At 55.7% G+C, this 16405-nt stretch carries 14 protein-coding genes; 5 read left to right on the forward strand and 9 right to left on the reverse strand.

What is annotated here, in order from left to right:
• Window positions 1-41: 41 nt before the first annotated feature.
• Window positions 42-971 carry a sugar kinase gene (locus ACOTXC_RS14515; protein ID WP_022649722.1) on the reverse strand — a complete coding sequence of 310 codons (930 nt, stop codon included), beginning with the start codon at window positions 969-971 and terminating at the stop codon, window positions 42-44.
• Between the two features lie 230 nt (window positions 972-1201).
• Between ACOTXC_RS14515 and pdeH the strand changes: the two genes are divergently transcribed.
• Together pdeH and ACOTXC_RS14525 are read left to right on the forward strand one after the other, a co-directional pair.
• On the forward strand, window positions 1202-1975 hold the full coding sequence (gene pdeH, locus ACOTXC_RS14520; protein WP_015571521.1) for a cyclic-guanylate-specific phosphodiesterase: 774 nt from the start codon (window positions 1202-1204) through the stop codon (window positions 1973-1975).
• 65 nt (window positions 1976-2040) lie between these two features.
• The gene (locus ACOTXC_RS14525) at window positions 2041-4083 is read left to right on the forward strand and encodes an AsmA family protein (RefSeq protein WP_023298835.1); all 2043 of its coding nucleotides are present in this window, start codon (window positions 2041-2043) and stop codon (window positions 4081-4083) included.
• A 93-nt stretch (window positions 4084-4176) separates the two neighbouring features.
• On the opposite strand, the gene ACOTXC_RS14530 is transcribed toward ACOTXC_RS14525, so the two are convergent.
• From ACOTXC_RS14530 to ACOTXC_RS14540, 3 genes are all read right to left on the reverse strand, one after another.
• Entirely contained in the window at window positions 4177-5499 is a 1323-nt protein-coding gene (locus tag ACOTXC_RS14530) for an MFS transporter (RefSeq protein ID WP_022649720.1), read from the reverse strand.
• 260 nt (window positions 5500-5759) lie between these two features.
• Window positions 5760-6785, reverse strand: a complete 1026-nt coding sequence (gene yhjD / locus ACOTXC_RS14535) for an inner membrane protein YhjD (protein ID WP_022649719.1) — start codon at window positions 6783-6785, stop codon at window positions 5760-5762.
• Window positions 6786-6835: 50 nt separating this feature from the next.
• The gene (locus ACOTXC_RS14540; RefSeq protein ID WP_421767795.1) at window positions 6836-7735 is read right to left on the reverse strand and encodes a LysR family transcriptional regulator; all 900 of its coding nucleotides are present in this window, start codon (window positions 7733-7735) and stop codon (window positions 6836-6838) included.
• A gap of 119 nt (window positions 7736-7854) precedes the next feature.
• Here ACOTXC_RS14540 and ACOTXC_RS14545 point away from each other — a divergent pair, with 119 nt between their 5' ends.
• Window positions 7855-8613 (forward strand): SDR family NAD(P)-dependent oxidoreductase, encoded by a 759-nt coding sequence (locus tag ACOTXC_RS14545; protein ID WP_047052705.1) that lies wholly within the window; start codon window positions 7855-7857, stop codon window positions 8611-8613.
• A 174-nt stretch (window positions 8614-8787) separates the two neighbouring features.
• The gene (locus tag ACOTXC_RS14550) at window positions 8788-9390 is read left to right on the forward strand and encodes a response regulator transcription factor (protein ID WP_022649715.1); all 603 of its coding nucleotides are present in this window, start codon (window positions 8788-8790) and stop codon (window positions 9388-9390) included.
• Here the strand turns inward: ACOTXC_RS14550 and ACOTXC_RS14555 are convergent.
• Together ACOTXC_RS14555 and ACOTXC_RS14560 are read right to left on the reverse strand one after the other, a co-directional pair.
• Window positions 9369-9707: a lysozyme gene (locus tag ACOTXC_RS14555; protein ID WP_022649714.1), complete on the reverse strand. Its 339-nt coding sequence runs from the start codon at window positions 9705-9707 to the stop codon at window positions 9369-9371. The genes ACOTXC_RS14550 and ACOTXC_RS14555 overlap by 22 nt on opposite strands.
• A 71-nt stretch (window positions 9708-9778) precedes the next feature.
• A complete protein-coding gene (locus ACOTXC_RS14560) occupies window positions 9779-10318 on the reverse strand; it encodes a GNAT family N-acetyltransferase (RefSeq protein ID WP_022649713.1) in 540 nt (179 codons plus the stop codon).
• A 146-nt stretch (window positions 10319-10464) separates the two neighbouring features.
• Here ACOTXC_RS14560 and ACOTXC_RS14565 point away from each other — a divergent pair, with 146 nt between their 5' ends.
• Window positions 10465-12051, forward strand: a complete 1587-nt coding sequence (locus ACOTXC_RS14565) for an STY4199 family HEPN domain-containing protein (protein WP_421767796.1) — start codon at window positions 10465-10467, stop codon at window positions 12049-12051.
• Between the two features lie 47 nt (window positions 12052-12098).
• Here ACOTXC_RS14565 and ACOTXC_RS14570 read toward each other — a convergent pair whose 3' ends face one another.
• From ACOTXC_RS14570 to ACOTXC_RS14580, 3 genes are all read right to left on the reverse strand, one after another.
• A complete protein-coding gene (locus ACOTXC_RS14570) occupies window positions 12099-13748 on the reverse strand; it encodes an alpha,alpha-trehalase (protein ID WP_022649711.1) in 1650 nt (549 codons plus the stop codon).
• 182 nt (window positions 13749-13930) lie between these two features.
• Window positions 13931-15283 (reverse strand): glutathione-disulfide reductase, encoded by a 1353-nt coding sequence (gorA, locus tag ACOTXC_RS14575; protein WP_421767797.1) that lies wholly within the window; start codon window positions 15281-15283, stop codon window positions 13931-13933.
• Window positions 15284-15354: 71 nt separating this feature from the next.
• Window positions 15355-16197 (reverse strand): 23S rRNA (adenine(2030)-N(6))-methyltransferase RlmJ, encoded by an 843-nt coding sequence (locus ACOTXC_RS14580; RefSeq protein ID WP_022649709.1) that lies wholly within the window; start codon window positions 16195-16197, stop codon window positions 15355-15357.
• Between the last annotated feature and the right edge of the window lie 208 nt (window positions 16198-16405).

The following is a 16405-nucleotide window of genomic DNA, read 5'->3' on the forward strand; positions in this document are numbered from 1 at the left end:
GTGGGAGAGGGTTAGGGTGAGGGCATCAGCCCGCCCATTCCTTAAGCAGGCATCGCCTCGCGCGGAATAATCGCTCCGCGATACTGAATCACCGTGCTGGCCGTCAAGTGTCCGCGCTGCGCTGCCGCTTCTGGCGTACCTCCCGTCAAACGTACCGCCAGATACCCCGCGCTGAAAGAATCGCCCGCCGCAGTGGTATCGATCACTTTCTCTTTCGCCAGCTTCACCGCCGGCACCTCTGTCACGGCTTCACCCGCCACCGCCACCAGGCAAGACTCCGCCCCGCGCTTAATCACCACTTCGCTGACCCCAGCGGCCTGCGTCCGAGCGATGACCTCATCAACCGGCTTTTCACCCCACAGGGCATCTTCATCGTCCAGCGTCAGGAAGGCGATATCGGTGCATTCCAGCATCTGCTGATACACCTGCTGCGTCTCTTCACGGCTGGCCCAGAGGCGCGGACGGTAGTTGTTATCGAAAATCACCTTACCGCCGTTGGCACGGCATTCGCGCAGCAGTGACAGCAGCTTTTCACGGCTCTGCTGGCTCAGGATCGCCAGGCTGATCCCGCTCAGGTAGAGGTAATCGAAGGTGGCCAGCTCTTCGCAAATCGCAGCGGCGGCATCGCTTTCCAGCCAGAATTTGGCAGCCGCTTCATTACGCCAGTAATAGAAGGTGCGCTCGCCGGTACTGTCGGTTTCGATGTAGTACAAACCCGGCAGACGGTTTTCCATTCGCTGGATCAGCGAAGTTTCAACGTTTTCACCCTGCCAGGCCTCAAGCATCTGCTGGCTGAAGCTGTCCGTTCCCAGCGCGGTAACGTAGCTCACGCTCAGCGCGTCGGGGGCGACCTGACGGGCAATGTAAACGGAGGTGTTCAATGTATCGCCGCCAAAACCGCGGCTGACTTCCGCGCCTTTCTGGGACAGCTCAATCATGCATTCGCCAATCACGGCAATTTTCTTAGACATAGTCGTGAACCTGAACAGAGTAATTAAGAGTAGTGTGCGCTGTGTGTTTTTTACGGTCAACTATATTAAAACGACGTTCCATTATTTTTTTTGAGCCAGCGCGTGTTCCGGCATATTTCTGTCATCTTAATTTCATTTTCCCGCTGAATTGAACATAAAGTTCTCACCTGGCGGGCCGATAACTCAGTGACGAGTCCAGAAAGGCTATCCCATACAACAGGACATCCGAAATGAAGTCAGAGCAGGTTATCCAGCGGCTGAGCACTACGCCTGAGGCAAGTATTGAGAACTTGCAGGAGCATCGCTACTGGCTGCAATGTGAGCGAGCGTATACCTATCAGCCTATCTACCGTACTGACGGTCGGTTAATGGCAATTGAGGTGTTAACGGTCGTCACTCATCCATCGAACCCTTCGCAGCGTATCGCGCCGGACCGCTATTTTGCGGAGGTTGCCGTGCGTCAGCGCATCGACGTGCTGGAAGAGCAGTTGAGAATGCTGGCGACGAAGCAGGCGTTCTTCGAGCAGCACGGTATTCTGGCTTCGGTGAACGTGGATGGTCCAACCCTGATGGCGTTACGTCAGAATGCGACGCTGCAGGCGCTGATTGCCACCTTGCCGTGGATGCGCTTCGAGCTGGTGGAACATGTTCAGCTGCCGCAGGACTCCTCATTTGCCTCGATGTGTGAGTTTGGCCCGCTGTGGCTGGATGATTTCGGTACCGGTATGGCCAACTTCTCCGCCCTGAGCGAAGTGCGTTATGACTACATCAAAGTGGCCCGCGACCTGTTTATCATGCTGCGCCAGACACCGGAAGGACGGAACCTGTTTACGATGCTCCTGCAACTGATGAACCGCTATTGCCAGGGCGTCATTGTGGAAGGCGTAGAGACGCTGGAAGAGTGGCGCGACGTGCAAAATTCTCCGGCAGCGGCGGCACAGGGTTATTTCCTCTCTCGTCCTGTCCCCATGGATACCCTGGAAAAGGTGATAACCACCCTCTGATCTGCCCGCTTCCCTTTGTCTGAACTATAGTTTTAAAGGCAAGTTCATCAGGAAAGGGGACAACAATGACAAAAACAACCAGGGTGATTTCCTGGACAGCAGGGATTTTCTTGTTGCTGATCGTGGTCTTAATCATCATTATCGCCACGTTTGACTGGAACCGCCTCAAACCGACCATCAACCAGAAAGTCTCGACCGAGCTAAACCGCCCCTTCGCAATACGTGGCGATTTGGGGGTCGTGTGGGAGCGTCAGAAAGAGGAAACCGGCTGGCGAAGCTGGGTGCCCTGGCCGCACGTTCACGCTGACGACATCATTCTTGGCAACCCGCCGGACATCCCCGAAGTGACCATGATCCACCTGCCGCGCGTGGAAGCCACGCTGGCGCCGTTAGCCCTGTTAACCAAAACGGTGTATCTGCCGTGGATCAAACTTCAGCAGCCCGACGCGCGGCTGATTCGCCTGTCGGAGAAAACCAACAACTGGACGTTCGATCTCGCCAGCAGCGGCGATAAAGATCCGAATGCGCAGCCCTCTTCGTGGTCTTTCCGCCTCGACAATATTCTGTTCGATCGGGGGCGGATCGCCATTGACGATAAAGTGAGTAAGGCTGACGTGGAGATCCTCGTCGATCCGCTGGGCAAGCCGCTGCCGTTTAGCGAAGTGACGGGCAGCAAAGCCAAAGGCGATGACAGCAAAGCTGGCGATTACGTCTTCGGCCTGACAGCGAAAGGGCGCTACAACGGCCAGCCACTGACCGGTAAAGGCAAAATCGGCGGTATGCTGGCGCTCAGGAGCGAGGGTACGCCATTCCCGGTGCAGGCGGACTTCCGCTCGGGCAATACCCGCGTGGCGTTCGTGGGCACGGTTAACGACCCGATGAACATGGGCGGCGTCGACCTCCAGCTTAAGTTTGCCGGGGATTCGCTGGGTGAACTGTACGATCTCACCGGCGTGCTGCTGCCGGATACCCCGCCGTTTGAAACGGACGGGCGGCTGGTCGCAAAAATCGACGCTGAAAAATCGTCCGTCTTTGACTACCGGGGGTTCAACGGCCGCATCGGCGATAGCGATATACACGGCACGCTGACCTACACCACCGGAAAACCGCGCCCGAAACTGGAGGGGGACGTTGAATCCCGCCAGCTGCGTCTGGCCGATCTTGGTCCGCTGATTGGCGTAGATTCGGGTAAAGGCACGAAGTCAAAAGAGGTCAAAAAGGACGCTCAGCCTGCGGGTAAAGTGCTGCCCTATGACCGCTTCGAAACCGACAAGTGGGACGTAATGGATGCGGACGTGCGCTTCAAAGGACGTAAAATTGAGCATGGCAGCACGCTGCCGTTGAGCAACCTCTCGACCCATATCATCCTGAAAAACGCCGATCTGCGCCTGCAACCGCTGAAGTTTGGCATGGCCGGGGGAACCATTTCCTCGAATATCCACCTTGAGGGGGATAAAAAGCCGATGCAGGGAAGGGCGGAGATCCAGGCGCGTCGTCTGAAGCTGAAAGAGCTGATGCCGGACGTGGAGTTGATGCAGAAAACCCTCGGTGAGATGAACGGCGATGCGGATATTCGCGGCACGGGTAACTCTGTGGCCGCGCTGTTAGGCAGCGGAAACGGCAACCTGAAGCTGCTAATGAACGACGGGCTGGTGAGCCGTAACCTGATGGAGATCCTGGGGCTGAACGTCGGTAACTTCATCGTCGGACAAATCTTCGGAGACGATGAAGTGCGCGTAAACTGCGCGGCGGCAAACGTGGACCTGGTCAACGGTGTGGCGCGTCCGCAGATTTTCGCATTCGACACGGAAAACGCGGTTATCAACATCACCGGTACCGCCAGCATGGCGTCCGAGCAGCTGGATTTAACCATCGATCCGGAAAGTAAAGGCATTCGCATCATCACCCTGCGCTCGCCGCTCTACGTTCGCGGGACCTTCAAAGATCCGCAGGCGGGCGTGAAGGCCGGGCCGCTGATTGCGCGCGGTGCGGTTGCCGCCGCCCTCGCCACGCTGGTCACCCCTGCGGCGGCGCTGCTGGCGTTGATTTCGCCGTCAGAAGGCGAAGCGAATCAGTGTCGGACGATTTTGTCGCAGATGAAGAAGTAAGGTGTGGCCTGTTCTTGCCGGGTGACGCTGCGCTTACCCGGCCTACATGTGAATCGTAGGCCGGGTAAGGCGTAGCCGCCACCCGGCATTCGCTTACAGAGTCTGATGCTTAGTTTCGTGCGTCAGCAGCAGCGCAATCAGCGTCAACGCTGCCATTGCCGCCAGATAGACACCCACATAGAACAGACCATAGTTCGCCTGAAGCCACGTGGCGATATACGGGGCCACCGAGGCGCCCAGAATAGACGAAACGTTATAGGAGAACGACGCGCCGGTATAACGCACTTCAGTCGGGAACAGCTCCGGCAGCAGCGCGCCCATTGGGCCAAAGGTCAGCCCCATCAGGCTCAGACCAATCAGCAGATACGCCATCACCAGCGCAGGGCTACCTGAACCCAGCAGCGGCGGGAAGACAAACAGTGCGAACAGGATGATCAGCGAGGTGATGACGATCATGCTTGAACGACGGCCAAATTTATCCGCCAGCAGGCCCGCGATGGGCACCATCACGCCAAATCCAATAACCGCCATCATCAGCATCCACAGCACTTCGTTACGCGGCAGGCCCAGTCCGACCGGTACGGCGGCGGTACTGTAGGTCATGGAGTACACGGTCATGATATAGAACAGCGTGTAGGTCGCCAGCATGATGAACGTACCCAGCACGGTCACGCGGAGGTGTTTGGTCAGCAGCGTCCCCAGCGGAACTTTAACCTGCTTTTTCGCCGCGGCGACTTTAGCGAAGACCGGCGTCTCGTGCAGCGACACGCGCACGTACAGGCCAATCAGCACCAGCACGGCAGAGAAGACGAACGGAATACGCCAGCCCCAGCTCATGAACTGTTCATCGGTCAGCAGCCAGGAGAGGAGCAGGAAGGTGCCGTTCGCGAAGAAGAAGCCAATCGGCGCGCCCAGCTGTGGGAAAGAGCCATACAGGGCACGCTTACGCGCCGGGGCGTTCTCGGTCGCCAGCAGCGCCGCGCCGCCCCATTCCCCGCCCAGCCCCAGGCCCTGACCAAAGCGCGCCAGCGCCAGCAGCACAGGCGCCAGAATGCCGATAGTCTCATAGGTCGGCAGCAGGCCGATGGCGACGGTGGAGATCCCCATCGTCAGCAGTGAGGCAACCAGCGTCACTTTACGACCGACGCGATCGCCAAAGTGGCCAAAGACCGCTGAACCTATAGGACGCGCAACGAAGGCGATAGCAAAGGTAGCTAAAGACTGTAGCGTGGCTGCCGTCGGGTCGCCCTGCGGGAAGAAAATATGCGGAAAGACAATGACCGCAGCGGTGGCGTAAATATAAAAGTCGAAGAACTCAATGGCGGTGCCAATCAGCGATGCGACGACGACTTTATTGCGGGAGTTGACCGGAACGTGTTCCGCCCCTTCGTTAAGTGTGGTGGCTGTTGCTTGCATAATATTTTCTTATTTTTGGACGAACGAAGGGCCATATTAGGCACAGCAAAAGCGACATTTCAATCTGTAACAAAGGCGTGATATGGTCATAAAAGCAACAAAAAGCGGATAATTTTCAGGCCAGCGAAAACACTTCCATGAAATGCTTCACACATTTTAAATATCAGTCATTAAAACTGGTTTTGAGTTAAATAAAAGTTACGGTCTGGATTTATATGCTGAAATGATGAATCGGGCTGAAATATCAGCCCGACAGGACATCAGTGGTGGGTTTTTCCCGGCATGCGCGGGTCGTCTTTATACTCTGCGGTGGCGATCCACGCGGCACAGAACAGCGTCAGGCGAGCGAAGAAATAGAAGAAAGCCATCAGCCCCAGCACCGAACCAAAGGCCGCGCCGGAGGGGGACTTCACCAGCGATGGCAGCGTATAGGTCATCACAATTTTGATCACCTCAAAGCCAATGGCGGCAATCAACGTCCCACGGATCAGCGCCTTCTTGCGCGGCCGATGGCGGGGCAAACGCCAGAAGATCCAGAAGAACAGCAGGTAGTTAGCAAAGATGGAGATAGCAAGCCCTATACCGCGCCAGGCCGGTTTCAGCCATTCAATGTAGTCCAGATACAGCGCGGAGATAATCATCTGCTGCGCAGAACCGGCGACCGAGGTGATAGAGAGCGTGATGACCAGCGCCACCAGCAGACCAATCAGCGAGATAAAGTCGCGCAAATACTTCACCCATATCTTCTCCTGATCCTGCGGCGTACGCTCCCAGACGTCACGCGACTGGGCGCGAATGGCCTCACGCAGGTTGCCCATCCAGTTAACCCCGGAATAGAGCGCAATCAGCAACCCGACGATACCCACGGTGGTACGCTGCTGCACGGCGGTATTGATGGTGCTTTTGAGCGTCGTGGCGAGCGTCTGGTCGCTGACGTTGGTCAGGATCTTATTGAAGATGTCCTGCAACAGCGTCGGGTGAGACGCCAGCACAAAACCGGCGGCAGCAAACGACACCATCAGGATGGGGATCATCGACAGGAAAGAGAAGTAGGTGATCGCCGCGCCAAACTGATTTCCCATGCGGTCGTTAAAGCGCTCAGCGGCGCGGATCAGGTGAGCAATCGCGGGTATCTGCTGAATTTTTTCGGCTATGCCGGTCACGGTACCCAGCGCTTTGCTGGTCGTTCCAGGCTCCTTCGGCGCTTCAGGCTCGTTATCCATCTTTTTGATGGGTTCATAATCTAAATGTTGAGTCGGTCGTTGCGGGTTATTTTCCGGCGTCACGCGCATTTTCCTTTTCGTTGAGCTGGATGTTACTGAATTATAGCTTGCGACTAGTCCACGTAACTTTTTGTGAGTTCGGTAAGCCACTCCATAAACACATGCACCCGACGGGAGAGGTTACGGCGGTGGGGATAAATGAGGGAGACGGGCATTGGTTCAGCCCGATTTTGCGGCAGGATCTCAACGAGTTTTTTCGTGCGCAGGGCATCACGCACCCCGACGCGCGGGACCTGAATAATGCCAAGCCCGGCGATACAGGCGGCCTGGTAGGTTTCCGTGCTGTTAACCGTCAAAACGCCTCCCGTTTTTATCCACTGGGTCGCGCTGCCGTTGAAATACTCAAAACCCAGAGGACGGGTGCCCAGCGTGGCGGAGTAATGAATGAGGGCGTGTGAGCCCAAATCATCCAGCGTCTCAGGGTAGCCGAATCGCGTGAGATAATCCGGGCTGGCGCAGTTAATCACTGAAAGCTTCCCAAGCGGGCGGGCGATAAGCCCGGAGTCCTTCAAGTTTCCCACGCGAACCACGCAGTCAAATCCTTCGCGGATGACATCGACCAGACGATCGCTGCTGCTCAGCTCAAGCTCAATGCCGGGAAACTGTTGTAAAAATGCAGGCAGTTTCGGAATGACGACATTTCGTGCAATGGCAACGGGCATATCCACACGTAGCCGACCGCTGATGGTGGAAGGGTCGTGCAGAAACATGCCGTCCAGTTCGTCCAGATTCATCAGCAGATCTTTTGCGCGTTCGTAATAAACCATGCCGTCCTGCGTCAGGCTGACGCGGCGGGTAGTGCGGTGCAGCAGCTGCGTGCCAAGCGCGTTTTCCAGGGCCTGGATCTGTCGCGATACGCTCCCCTTCGGCAGGCTCAACGTCTCCGCCGCGCGGGAAAAACTCTCCAGTTCCGCGACCCGAAGGAAAAGCTGCATTGCGTGTATTTTATCCATAGATGTTGGTCATTGTTGTTGTGAATGAAACAGTGAAGCGCTGACGGCACTATTTATTGATTTTCTACCATCTAATAAGCTCTTTCTCAATCTTCATCACAGCCGAAACGAGGTGAATTATGAGTGAACGTATTGCTTTAGTGACGGGCGGTAGCCGCGGCCTGGGTAAAAATGCCGTTTTGAAGCTGGCCGCGGAAGGGACCGGCATCATTCTGACCTGGAATAACAGCCAGCAGGAGGCGCAGGACGTTGTGCGCGAAATCGAGGGAAAAGGCGGAAAAGCGGCAGCATTGCAGCTTAACGTCGGCGATACGGCAAGCTTTTCGCGCTTTGCTCAACAGGTGAAGGATACCCTTAAACACGTCTGGCAACGTGACACCTTTGACTATTTAGTGAACAACGCAGGCACGGGGTTATACGCACCCTATACCGAGACGACAGAGGCGCAGTTTGATGATGCGCTGAACATTCACTTCAAAGGGCCGTTTTTCCTCACGCAACAGCTGCTGCCGCTGATAAAAGACGGAGGGCGGATCCTGAACGTCTCCAGCGGACTGGCCCGTTTTACTCAGCCCGGTTCAGGCACCTACGCGGCAATGAAAGGGGCGATGGAGGTGCTGACCCGCTATCAGGCAAAAGAGCTTGGCGCGCGCGGGATTTCCGTCAATATCATCGCGCCTGGCGCGATTGAAACCGACTTTGGGGGCGGACGCGTGCGGGATAATGCGGAGCTTAACCAGCTGCTGGCTTCGCAGACGGCGCTGGGACGCGTGGGCCTGCCCGATGATATTGGTGATGCCATTGCGGCGTTGCTCAGTGACAAACTGGGCTGGATGAATGCGCAACGTATTGAAGTTTCAGGCGGTATGTTCCTGTAATGTTCAGACTTAAGGGGGAGGGAACCCTCTTAAGGAAATCCTTAAATCAGGTGTGTCTAAATGATGAAAGATATAAAGAGAGCTGGGTGAATTGTAACCTCTCCATTCATTGAGTTTTTTCTTAAAAAATGCCTCTGTAGAATCTCCCTTCGCTATTCTCAGAGGAGTAATACGATGCGAGTAATCATGTTTGACAGGCAGTCATTATTTATTCATGGAGCGAAGTGCAGTTTGCAGAAATTAATTCCGGAAATAGATTTGACAGGAACTCGTCAGACTGATGAATTATGGGCACACTTATCCGCGTCACCTTCCGCTATCGTCATGATAGATGGGTATTTAATTCATGATAACGGTGTGGCTTTACCGGAAGAGATTATGAATCGTTTTCCAACAGCGCGCGTGGTGCTGGTGTTAACGAAAAAAGAGCCTCGCTGGGTTGAGCAAATGCTACAGCGCAACGTGGTGGCAATAATCCCTCGTAATGCGAATCCCGAACGCTTTTCCGCCGTGCTGGATTCTGTATCGCGAGGGATGGTCTGTTTTCCCGGCGAGTGGATGAACCAGCACTCCTCTCATGATGAGCTGTCATTGTTAAGTGAGCGCCAGCGTGAGGTATTGAAATTACTGGCGGCCGGAGAGTCAAATAAAGAGATAGGTCGTAATCTCAATATCAGTGCGGCAACGGTAAAAGCCCATCTTGAGACGCTTTTCCGTCGTCTTGATGTCAAAAACCGGACGCAGGCCGCGATGTACTATACCCGGGCGACGGCCTGAAGGATCTTCTCTGGCAGAGGGGAATCTTCCCCAAAACTGAAGAGCGTTAATACCAGTGCATCATGCTGCTGTTGGGTTAATGGGCGTTTGTTCATTTCCCGCAGCAGCGACTCACATAAATGAATATCATTGAAAAGCAAATTCTCCGCCTCAGTCGGCGTGATGAGGCCGTTAAATTTTTCCCACTGGCGAATCACGTGACCGTAACCTATAACCCATATTCCCTTTTCGTCACGGTATTTCTCCAGGGAAAGACCCTGCTGTTTTTTAATTAATGCGATTGCAGCAGAAGATATCTGCATTGCATAACCCGTCATAAGCGTTTCCTCTTTATGGCGGAACTATAAAGGGAAAACAGCCCGGGGAATATCCGCCAAATGGCCGTTGATCAGGTTTTACTGAACGGATATTCCTTTTTCAGTAAACCGAATAGCCAGTCGTTATGCCATTGCCCTGAAAGGAAATAACTCTCGCGCAACTCACCTTCCAGCTGAAAACCTGTTTTTTCCAGCAGTCGCCTTGAGGCGATATTTCCCGCCGTCACGGTCGCGGTGAGCCGACGGATATTGCCCTGGGTCAGCGCGAAATCACACACCGCCCGCAGAGATTCAAAGCCGTAACCTTTTCCCTGCGCAGAGGGCGCAAAGAGAAAACCGACTTCGGCACAATCTGCTTCCCGGTGCACATAGCCGGTTACGCCCAGCGGCGTCTGGCTGGCCGTCTCACGCACCACCAGGCAGAGCCAGTGCGAGCTGCCCGGTGCCCACGGCAACAGACGAGACACAAAGGCCTCCCGAATGTCAGCCTCGCTACGCTCATGGGCGACAAAACGCATCACGTCAGGATTTTGCTGTAGCGACAGAAAAAAGGGCCAGTCTTGCTCTTGCAGCGGCAAGCAGGTGAGACGCGCGGTGGTTAAGGCGGGCATGACGATCCTCCGGAGACATTGCAAATGATTATAGGGTTGTCACTTTATTTCAACAGAAAGTCAGGTATGTTTAACCTCCTATAAATAAAAAGAAAAACGACTTTTAATGCCGCTTTGGCGGTACTCATTGTCTCTCAAGGAAAACAATGATGATTAGCTCATCGCATCATACCCGCGAACAGTTTGAACACTGTCTGGCGGCGATCCGCCAGGCGTCTGTTGAAATCTTACTTCTGTTGAATGTACATGTTTCTGAAGGAAAAGATCCACGCTGGTTTCTGGAACAACTGGATAGCGCCCGCCTGGGGCTGGGCGGGTGGGGCGCCGTAGCCAGAAAGCTGAACCTGAATGATGCGGAAATGACAGCCTTTACGCTGCAATTACGCTTGCTTCAGCAGCGCGTTCCCCAGTATGAAAGCGGGCAGGATGTCAGCGAAAACCAGCTGATTGCGGCGATGCGCTTCGTCACATCCCTTGAATATCTGCGTCTGCAACAGCCCCTTCTGACCTACGATACCGGGAGGGTGCCAGACAAGGCGAGCCAGCTCCAGGCGCAGAAACAGGTGCGTGCCATTGAGCTGATGATAAAAGGATTGATACAGCAGGCATGGCCCGATCCGGTGAGGCTGAATAATCATCTTAAGACCTTGTTTAATGCTGAACGTGTGCGTCGCTGGCTGAAAAACGGTGAAATTAATGATGTTCTGAGCGGCATGTTATTTAGTGAGCTGGCCCAGCTGCTGGTGGATAAGAAAGAATTTAGCCGCTACTACGCGTCGCTGTTTAACGCCCCGGACATGCTGACGCTGCTGGTAGAACCCCGCAAAACCCTGCAAACCTTCCTCGAAGATATCCGTCAAATCCGCAACAGCATCACCGTGCAGCAGCCGTTGAGCGGGGCGCAAATCCAGCTGCTCGACAGCTATTACATGCAGATCACCCGCTCCGTTCAGCGCGCGTTTGAGGAAGGGCGGACACGCGTTAACCCGGCGGCGCTGATGGCGGTGGATGAAAGCGAGCTGCATGCATTCTGGGAAAAGGCGCAAAAAATAGACCGCACCACAGGCGGCGATCTGTTTGAAGTGCGTGACAGCATAGAGAAACCGACTCAGCGCGCCGCGCGTACGCCAGAGCAGCGCGAACAGCTGATTTCCGGCGTGCTGTGGGGAGCGGTTGGCGTGATGGTTATCGCGATTGTCGTGGGGGGATTCTGGCTGGTGACCAGCAGTAAACCGCAGCCGGCTGTGGCCAGCACGGCATCTCCCGCGCCGGTGCAGGAGATGCGCGAAACGCCTTCCTCGCGAGAAACGCTGACGCGCATGGGTGTCACCTGGGATGAGAACAACTTCCGTTCAGCGATTAGCCGCAATGATACCCGCGTGGCGCTCCTGTTCTTGCAGGGTGGCATGGACTGGAAAATGTCATGGACGGAGGAGGCATTGTCGGCAGGCTACGATGACGTGCTGGAAGTGATGTTGCGCTACCGCCTGCAAATGACAGAGCAAAAGCCCTGCCGACGCTTTATTAATACGCTTAGCCATGCGATGGCGAACGGCGAATCGCTGACGTCTATGCGTAAGCAGTACCTGAAAGCATTCTGTACCGTCCCGGCGGTAGTGAAACGTCAGCAGCACGACGCCGATATGGCAACGCGCCGCGCGAAGACGCAGCCCGATGCCAGTACAAAAAAATGGCAGTCCATCCAGACTGCCATTTATGAGGTGATTCGTTAACTTTTCCCTCTCCCCTCAGGGGAGAGGGTCAGGGTGAGGGGCAAGGCTCAAGGTTCACCATATAACCCAATCAACCGCCGCACCACCCCATTCGTCCAGCCGAAGCCATCCTGCAATGGATACTCCCCCCCGCCACCTTCGCGTGGCGTGCTGCTGGCGATGTGGTACTTCTCAATCAGCTTATGATGGGTTTTGTAGTAATGGTTTACCGTGTGCAGCCAGCTCCAGGCGATCTCATCCCCCAGCGAGTCGTTGCCGTACTGCTTGAACCCCTGGATCGCCATCCATTGTAGCGGTGCCCAGCCGTTCGGCTTATCCCACTGCTCACCTGTTTCATATTCGGTGGCGAGAATACCGCCCGGCGTGAGCAGACGGGCTTTAACGGCATCGGACAGCCGTTCAGCCTGCTCATGCGTCGCCATGCCCACATACAGCGGCACAATGCTGGCCGCAGAGAACAGCGCCAGGGCTTCACGGCGCCAGTCGTAATCACGATAACAGCCGTTCTCTTCGTCCCACAGATAGCGGTTCACCGCCGCGCGCCGGTCGCTGGCTTTCTGGCGGAATAGTTCAGCCGTCTCTTTATCCCCTTTCGACGCTGAGATATTGGCGATAGCGCTCTCCAGTTTGAACAGGAATGCGTTCAAATCGATGGGGATAAATTGCGTCGTGCGGATACTGGCCAGCCGCGCAGGATCGCGCAGCCAGCGGGACGAGTAATCCCATCCTGAGGCTGCCCCGGCGCGCAGGTCGCGATACACCTCGTTCGGCGGACGACCGGAATGACGGGCGGTTTCAACGTCCTCAATCCAGGATTCATCCCGTGGCGTATCGCGATCGTCCCAGTAGCGGTTGAGCAATGAGCCATCTGGCATGCGCACCGCACTGCGATAGGCCTGGTTGAGCAGCAGCGATTCCGCCCCGTCCATCCAGAAGGCGTACTCCATCTTGAGATGCTCAAGATAGCGCTTCGCCCCGCGCACGCCGTCCTCTTCAAACAGCTCCACCATCAGGGCAAAAACCGGCGGCTGGGAGCGGCTGAGGTAGTAGGTGCGGTTGCCGTTCGGGATATGTCCGTAGCGCTCAATCAGCCAGGCGAAGTTATCGGCCATGCATTTCAGCAGATCGTTACGACCGCTTTCTGCCAGCCCCAGCATGGAGAAATAAGAATCCCAGTAGTAGGTCTCGCTGAATCGCCCGCCGGGCACAATATAGGCCTGCGGCAGCGCCAGCAGCGACGACCACGGGATATGATCCTGCGGCTCGCGCGTCAGCACCGGCCACAGGTTATCAATGTGTTCTTTCAGGGAGAAGCCGGGATCAGAGACATACTCTTTACTGTAGTCCTCCGGCAGCCAGAAGTGATTCTCCACAAAGCGCGCCAGGTCAAAATCCCGATGACGACGCACTTTACGGTAGCGGATCAGGATATCCAGCGGGTCCATTTTCGGCGCGCAGTCTGGGAAAGTTTTGCTGTCCGCAAACAGCCGTGTCGACTGCACATGTTCGAACAGTTCAAGATAACGATCGGCAGGCGTCAGGGCATCGGAGGCAGGTAGCCCCTCGATCATTTCGGGTTCCGGCTCCGCCTCAATCATTTCATCCAGTTTCAACTCGCAGGGATCGGTCTCGTAGCGCAGCTCTTCTGCAATCTCGAACTCGATGTTCTCGGTAGCCTGTAGTTTCTGGTTGAACATGGTGATAAGGACCTCCGGTTGTGTGTTCTAAAAGACAGGTTTTTCCGGGCGTCTTATAAGCGTAGACATTCGCTTCGGTGGATGTGGAGGGATATGTGCGGTAGATCACGATTTTCGGAGCATTCGTTTTGCAACGATTTATGAATGTTAAAAAAATGCCCCTTTGAAGAGGGGCATCAATATCAACGCATTGTTACAAACTCTTCTGCCGCAGTGGGGTGGATCGCCACGGTGTTATCGAAGTCTTTTTTCGTTGCGCCCATCTTCAGCGCCACCGCAAAGCCCTGCAGGATCTCGTCCATGCCAAAGCCTATGCCGTGGATGCCGACGATCTTCTCGTCCGGGCCCACACAGACCAGCTTCATGCGGCACGGCTGACGGTGCGAGGTGACCGCGGTATACATCGCGGTAAACGCCGATTTATACACTTTCACCTGATCGTCGCCGTACTGCTCACGCGCCTGCGGCTCGGTTAAGCCGACGGTGCCGATTGGCGGGTGGCTGAAGACCACGGTCGGGATGTTGCTGTAATCCAGATGTTCGTCCGGCTTGTTGTTAAACAGACGCTCGGAAAGACGACGCCCCGCGGCCACGGCAACCGGCGTCAGTTCTACGGCACCTGTGTTATCACCAACGGCATAAATACCCGGTACGCTGGTGTTCTGGAACTTATCAACGACGATGTAGCCTTTTTCATTGGTTTTCACCCCGGTTGCGGCCAGGTTGAAGTTGTCGGTGGCCGGTTCACGACCAATCGCCCAGATCAGGCAATCAACGGTCTGGCTGCGGCCATCTTCCAGCTCCAGGGTCAGGCTACCGTCCGCATTTTTAACCACCGCTTTTGGCACGGCGTTGGTGTGCAGGGTTGGGCCTTCGGCGTTCATCACCTCGACCAGCGTGTCGACGATTAGCGGATCAAAGCTACGCAGCGGCGCGTGTTTACGCACAAACAGGTGCGCTTCCGCCCCAAGGCCGTTAATCACGCCAGCAAGCTCAACCGCGATGTAACCCGCGCCTACAATGGCAACGCGCTCTGGCAGAGCAGGCAGCTCGAAGAACCCGTCGGAGTCGATACCGTATTCCGCGCCAGGAATGTTCGGATGGCTCGGACGGCCACCGGTGGCGATCAGGATGTGATCGGCGGTGATCGTCTCGCCGTTCACTTCGATCGTCTTCGCATCCACGAAACGGGCGAAGCCGCGGATCACGTCGACGTTATTCTTGCCCAGCACGTTATCGTACGAGGTGTGAATACGGTCGATATAGGCGGTACGGCTGGCGATCAGCTTATCCCAGTCGAAGTGGTTGATGGTGGTGTCAAAGCCGTAGTCCGGGCCATACATATGGATAGCTTCACGGATTTGCGCGGCATGCCACATCACTTTCTTCGGTACACAACCCACGTTTACGCAGGTGCCGCCGAGTTCTTTGGCTTCAATCAGCGCACCCTTCTGGCCGTACATGGCCGCACGGTTGATGGAGGCGATGCCGCCGCTGCCGCCGCCGATTGCGATGTAGTCATAATGCTTAGTCATAGCTTTTGTCCTTAATCGTGAATTGCCGCGATTGTATACCTGAAATCAATAGGTTCCACCGATGGCTGCGATTACTCCGGCACGATCCAGCTTACGGTGGCGTGGCCCGTACCGGCTGGCACCAGCGTTTTGTGCAGCCACGGCAGCACGTTGTTCATCTGCGCTTCGAGCTTCCACGGCGGGTTAATCACAATCATGCCGGACGCGGTCATGCCGCGCTGGTCGCTGTCGGGGCGCACCGCCAGCTCAATCTGCAGGATTTTGCGGATGCCGGTCGCCTCCAGATCCTTGATCATGCGCTTAATTTGCGCGCGTAGCACTACCGGATACCACAGGGCATAGGTTCCGGTCGCAAAGCGTTTGTAACCTTCGTTGATACCGGCCACCACCGCCTGATAGTCGGTTTTGATTTCGTACGGCGGGTCGATCAGCACCAGGCCGCGACGCGAAACCGGCGGTAGTTTGGCTTTTAGCTGCTGGTAGCCATCGGCTTTGTCCACGCGGGCGCGGTTATCTTTCTGAAACTCAGCGCGCAGCAGCGGGAAGTCGCTTGGGTGCAGCTCGGTCAACTGGAGGCTGTCCTGCTCGCGCAGCAGCTGGCGGGCAATCAGCGGAGAGCCAGGGTAATAGCGCAGCTGGCCGTTGCGGTTGAAATGATTCACCACGCCGATGTACGGCTCCAGTTCGGCAGGCAGATCGTCCTGCTGCCAGATACGGGCGATGCCTTCCAGATATTCACCGGTACGCTCGGCATGTTCGCCGCTCAGCTGATAACGGCCCGCCCCCGCGTGGGTGTCCAGGTAGAGAAACGGCTTGTCTTTCTCTTTAAGCGCTTCAATGATCAGGCTCTGAACGGTGTGTTTAAGGACGTCGGCGTGGTTGCCAGCGTGGAAGCTGTGGCGATAACTGAGCATGGGTAATGATTTTCCGCTGAATTGACGATTTGCCACAGTTTACAGCAGAACGGCACAGATTACCCGTAGGCCCGGTAAGCGCAGCGCCACAGGGCGTTTTTCGACAACCTCCGGCATTGAAATCCTCTACACTTAACCCCATTACAGAAAACAATATGCACAGCGCCGGATGCGCGCTTCATTCATCTATTTCAACAGGACAGCGTTT

The organism is Enterobacter cloacae complex sp. IR5428 (assembly GCF_049238585.1).
Lineage (GTDB): Bacteria > Pseudomonadota > Gammaproteobacteria > Enterobacterales > Enterobacteriaceae > Enterobacter > Enterobacter intestinihominis.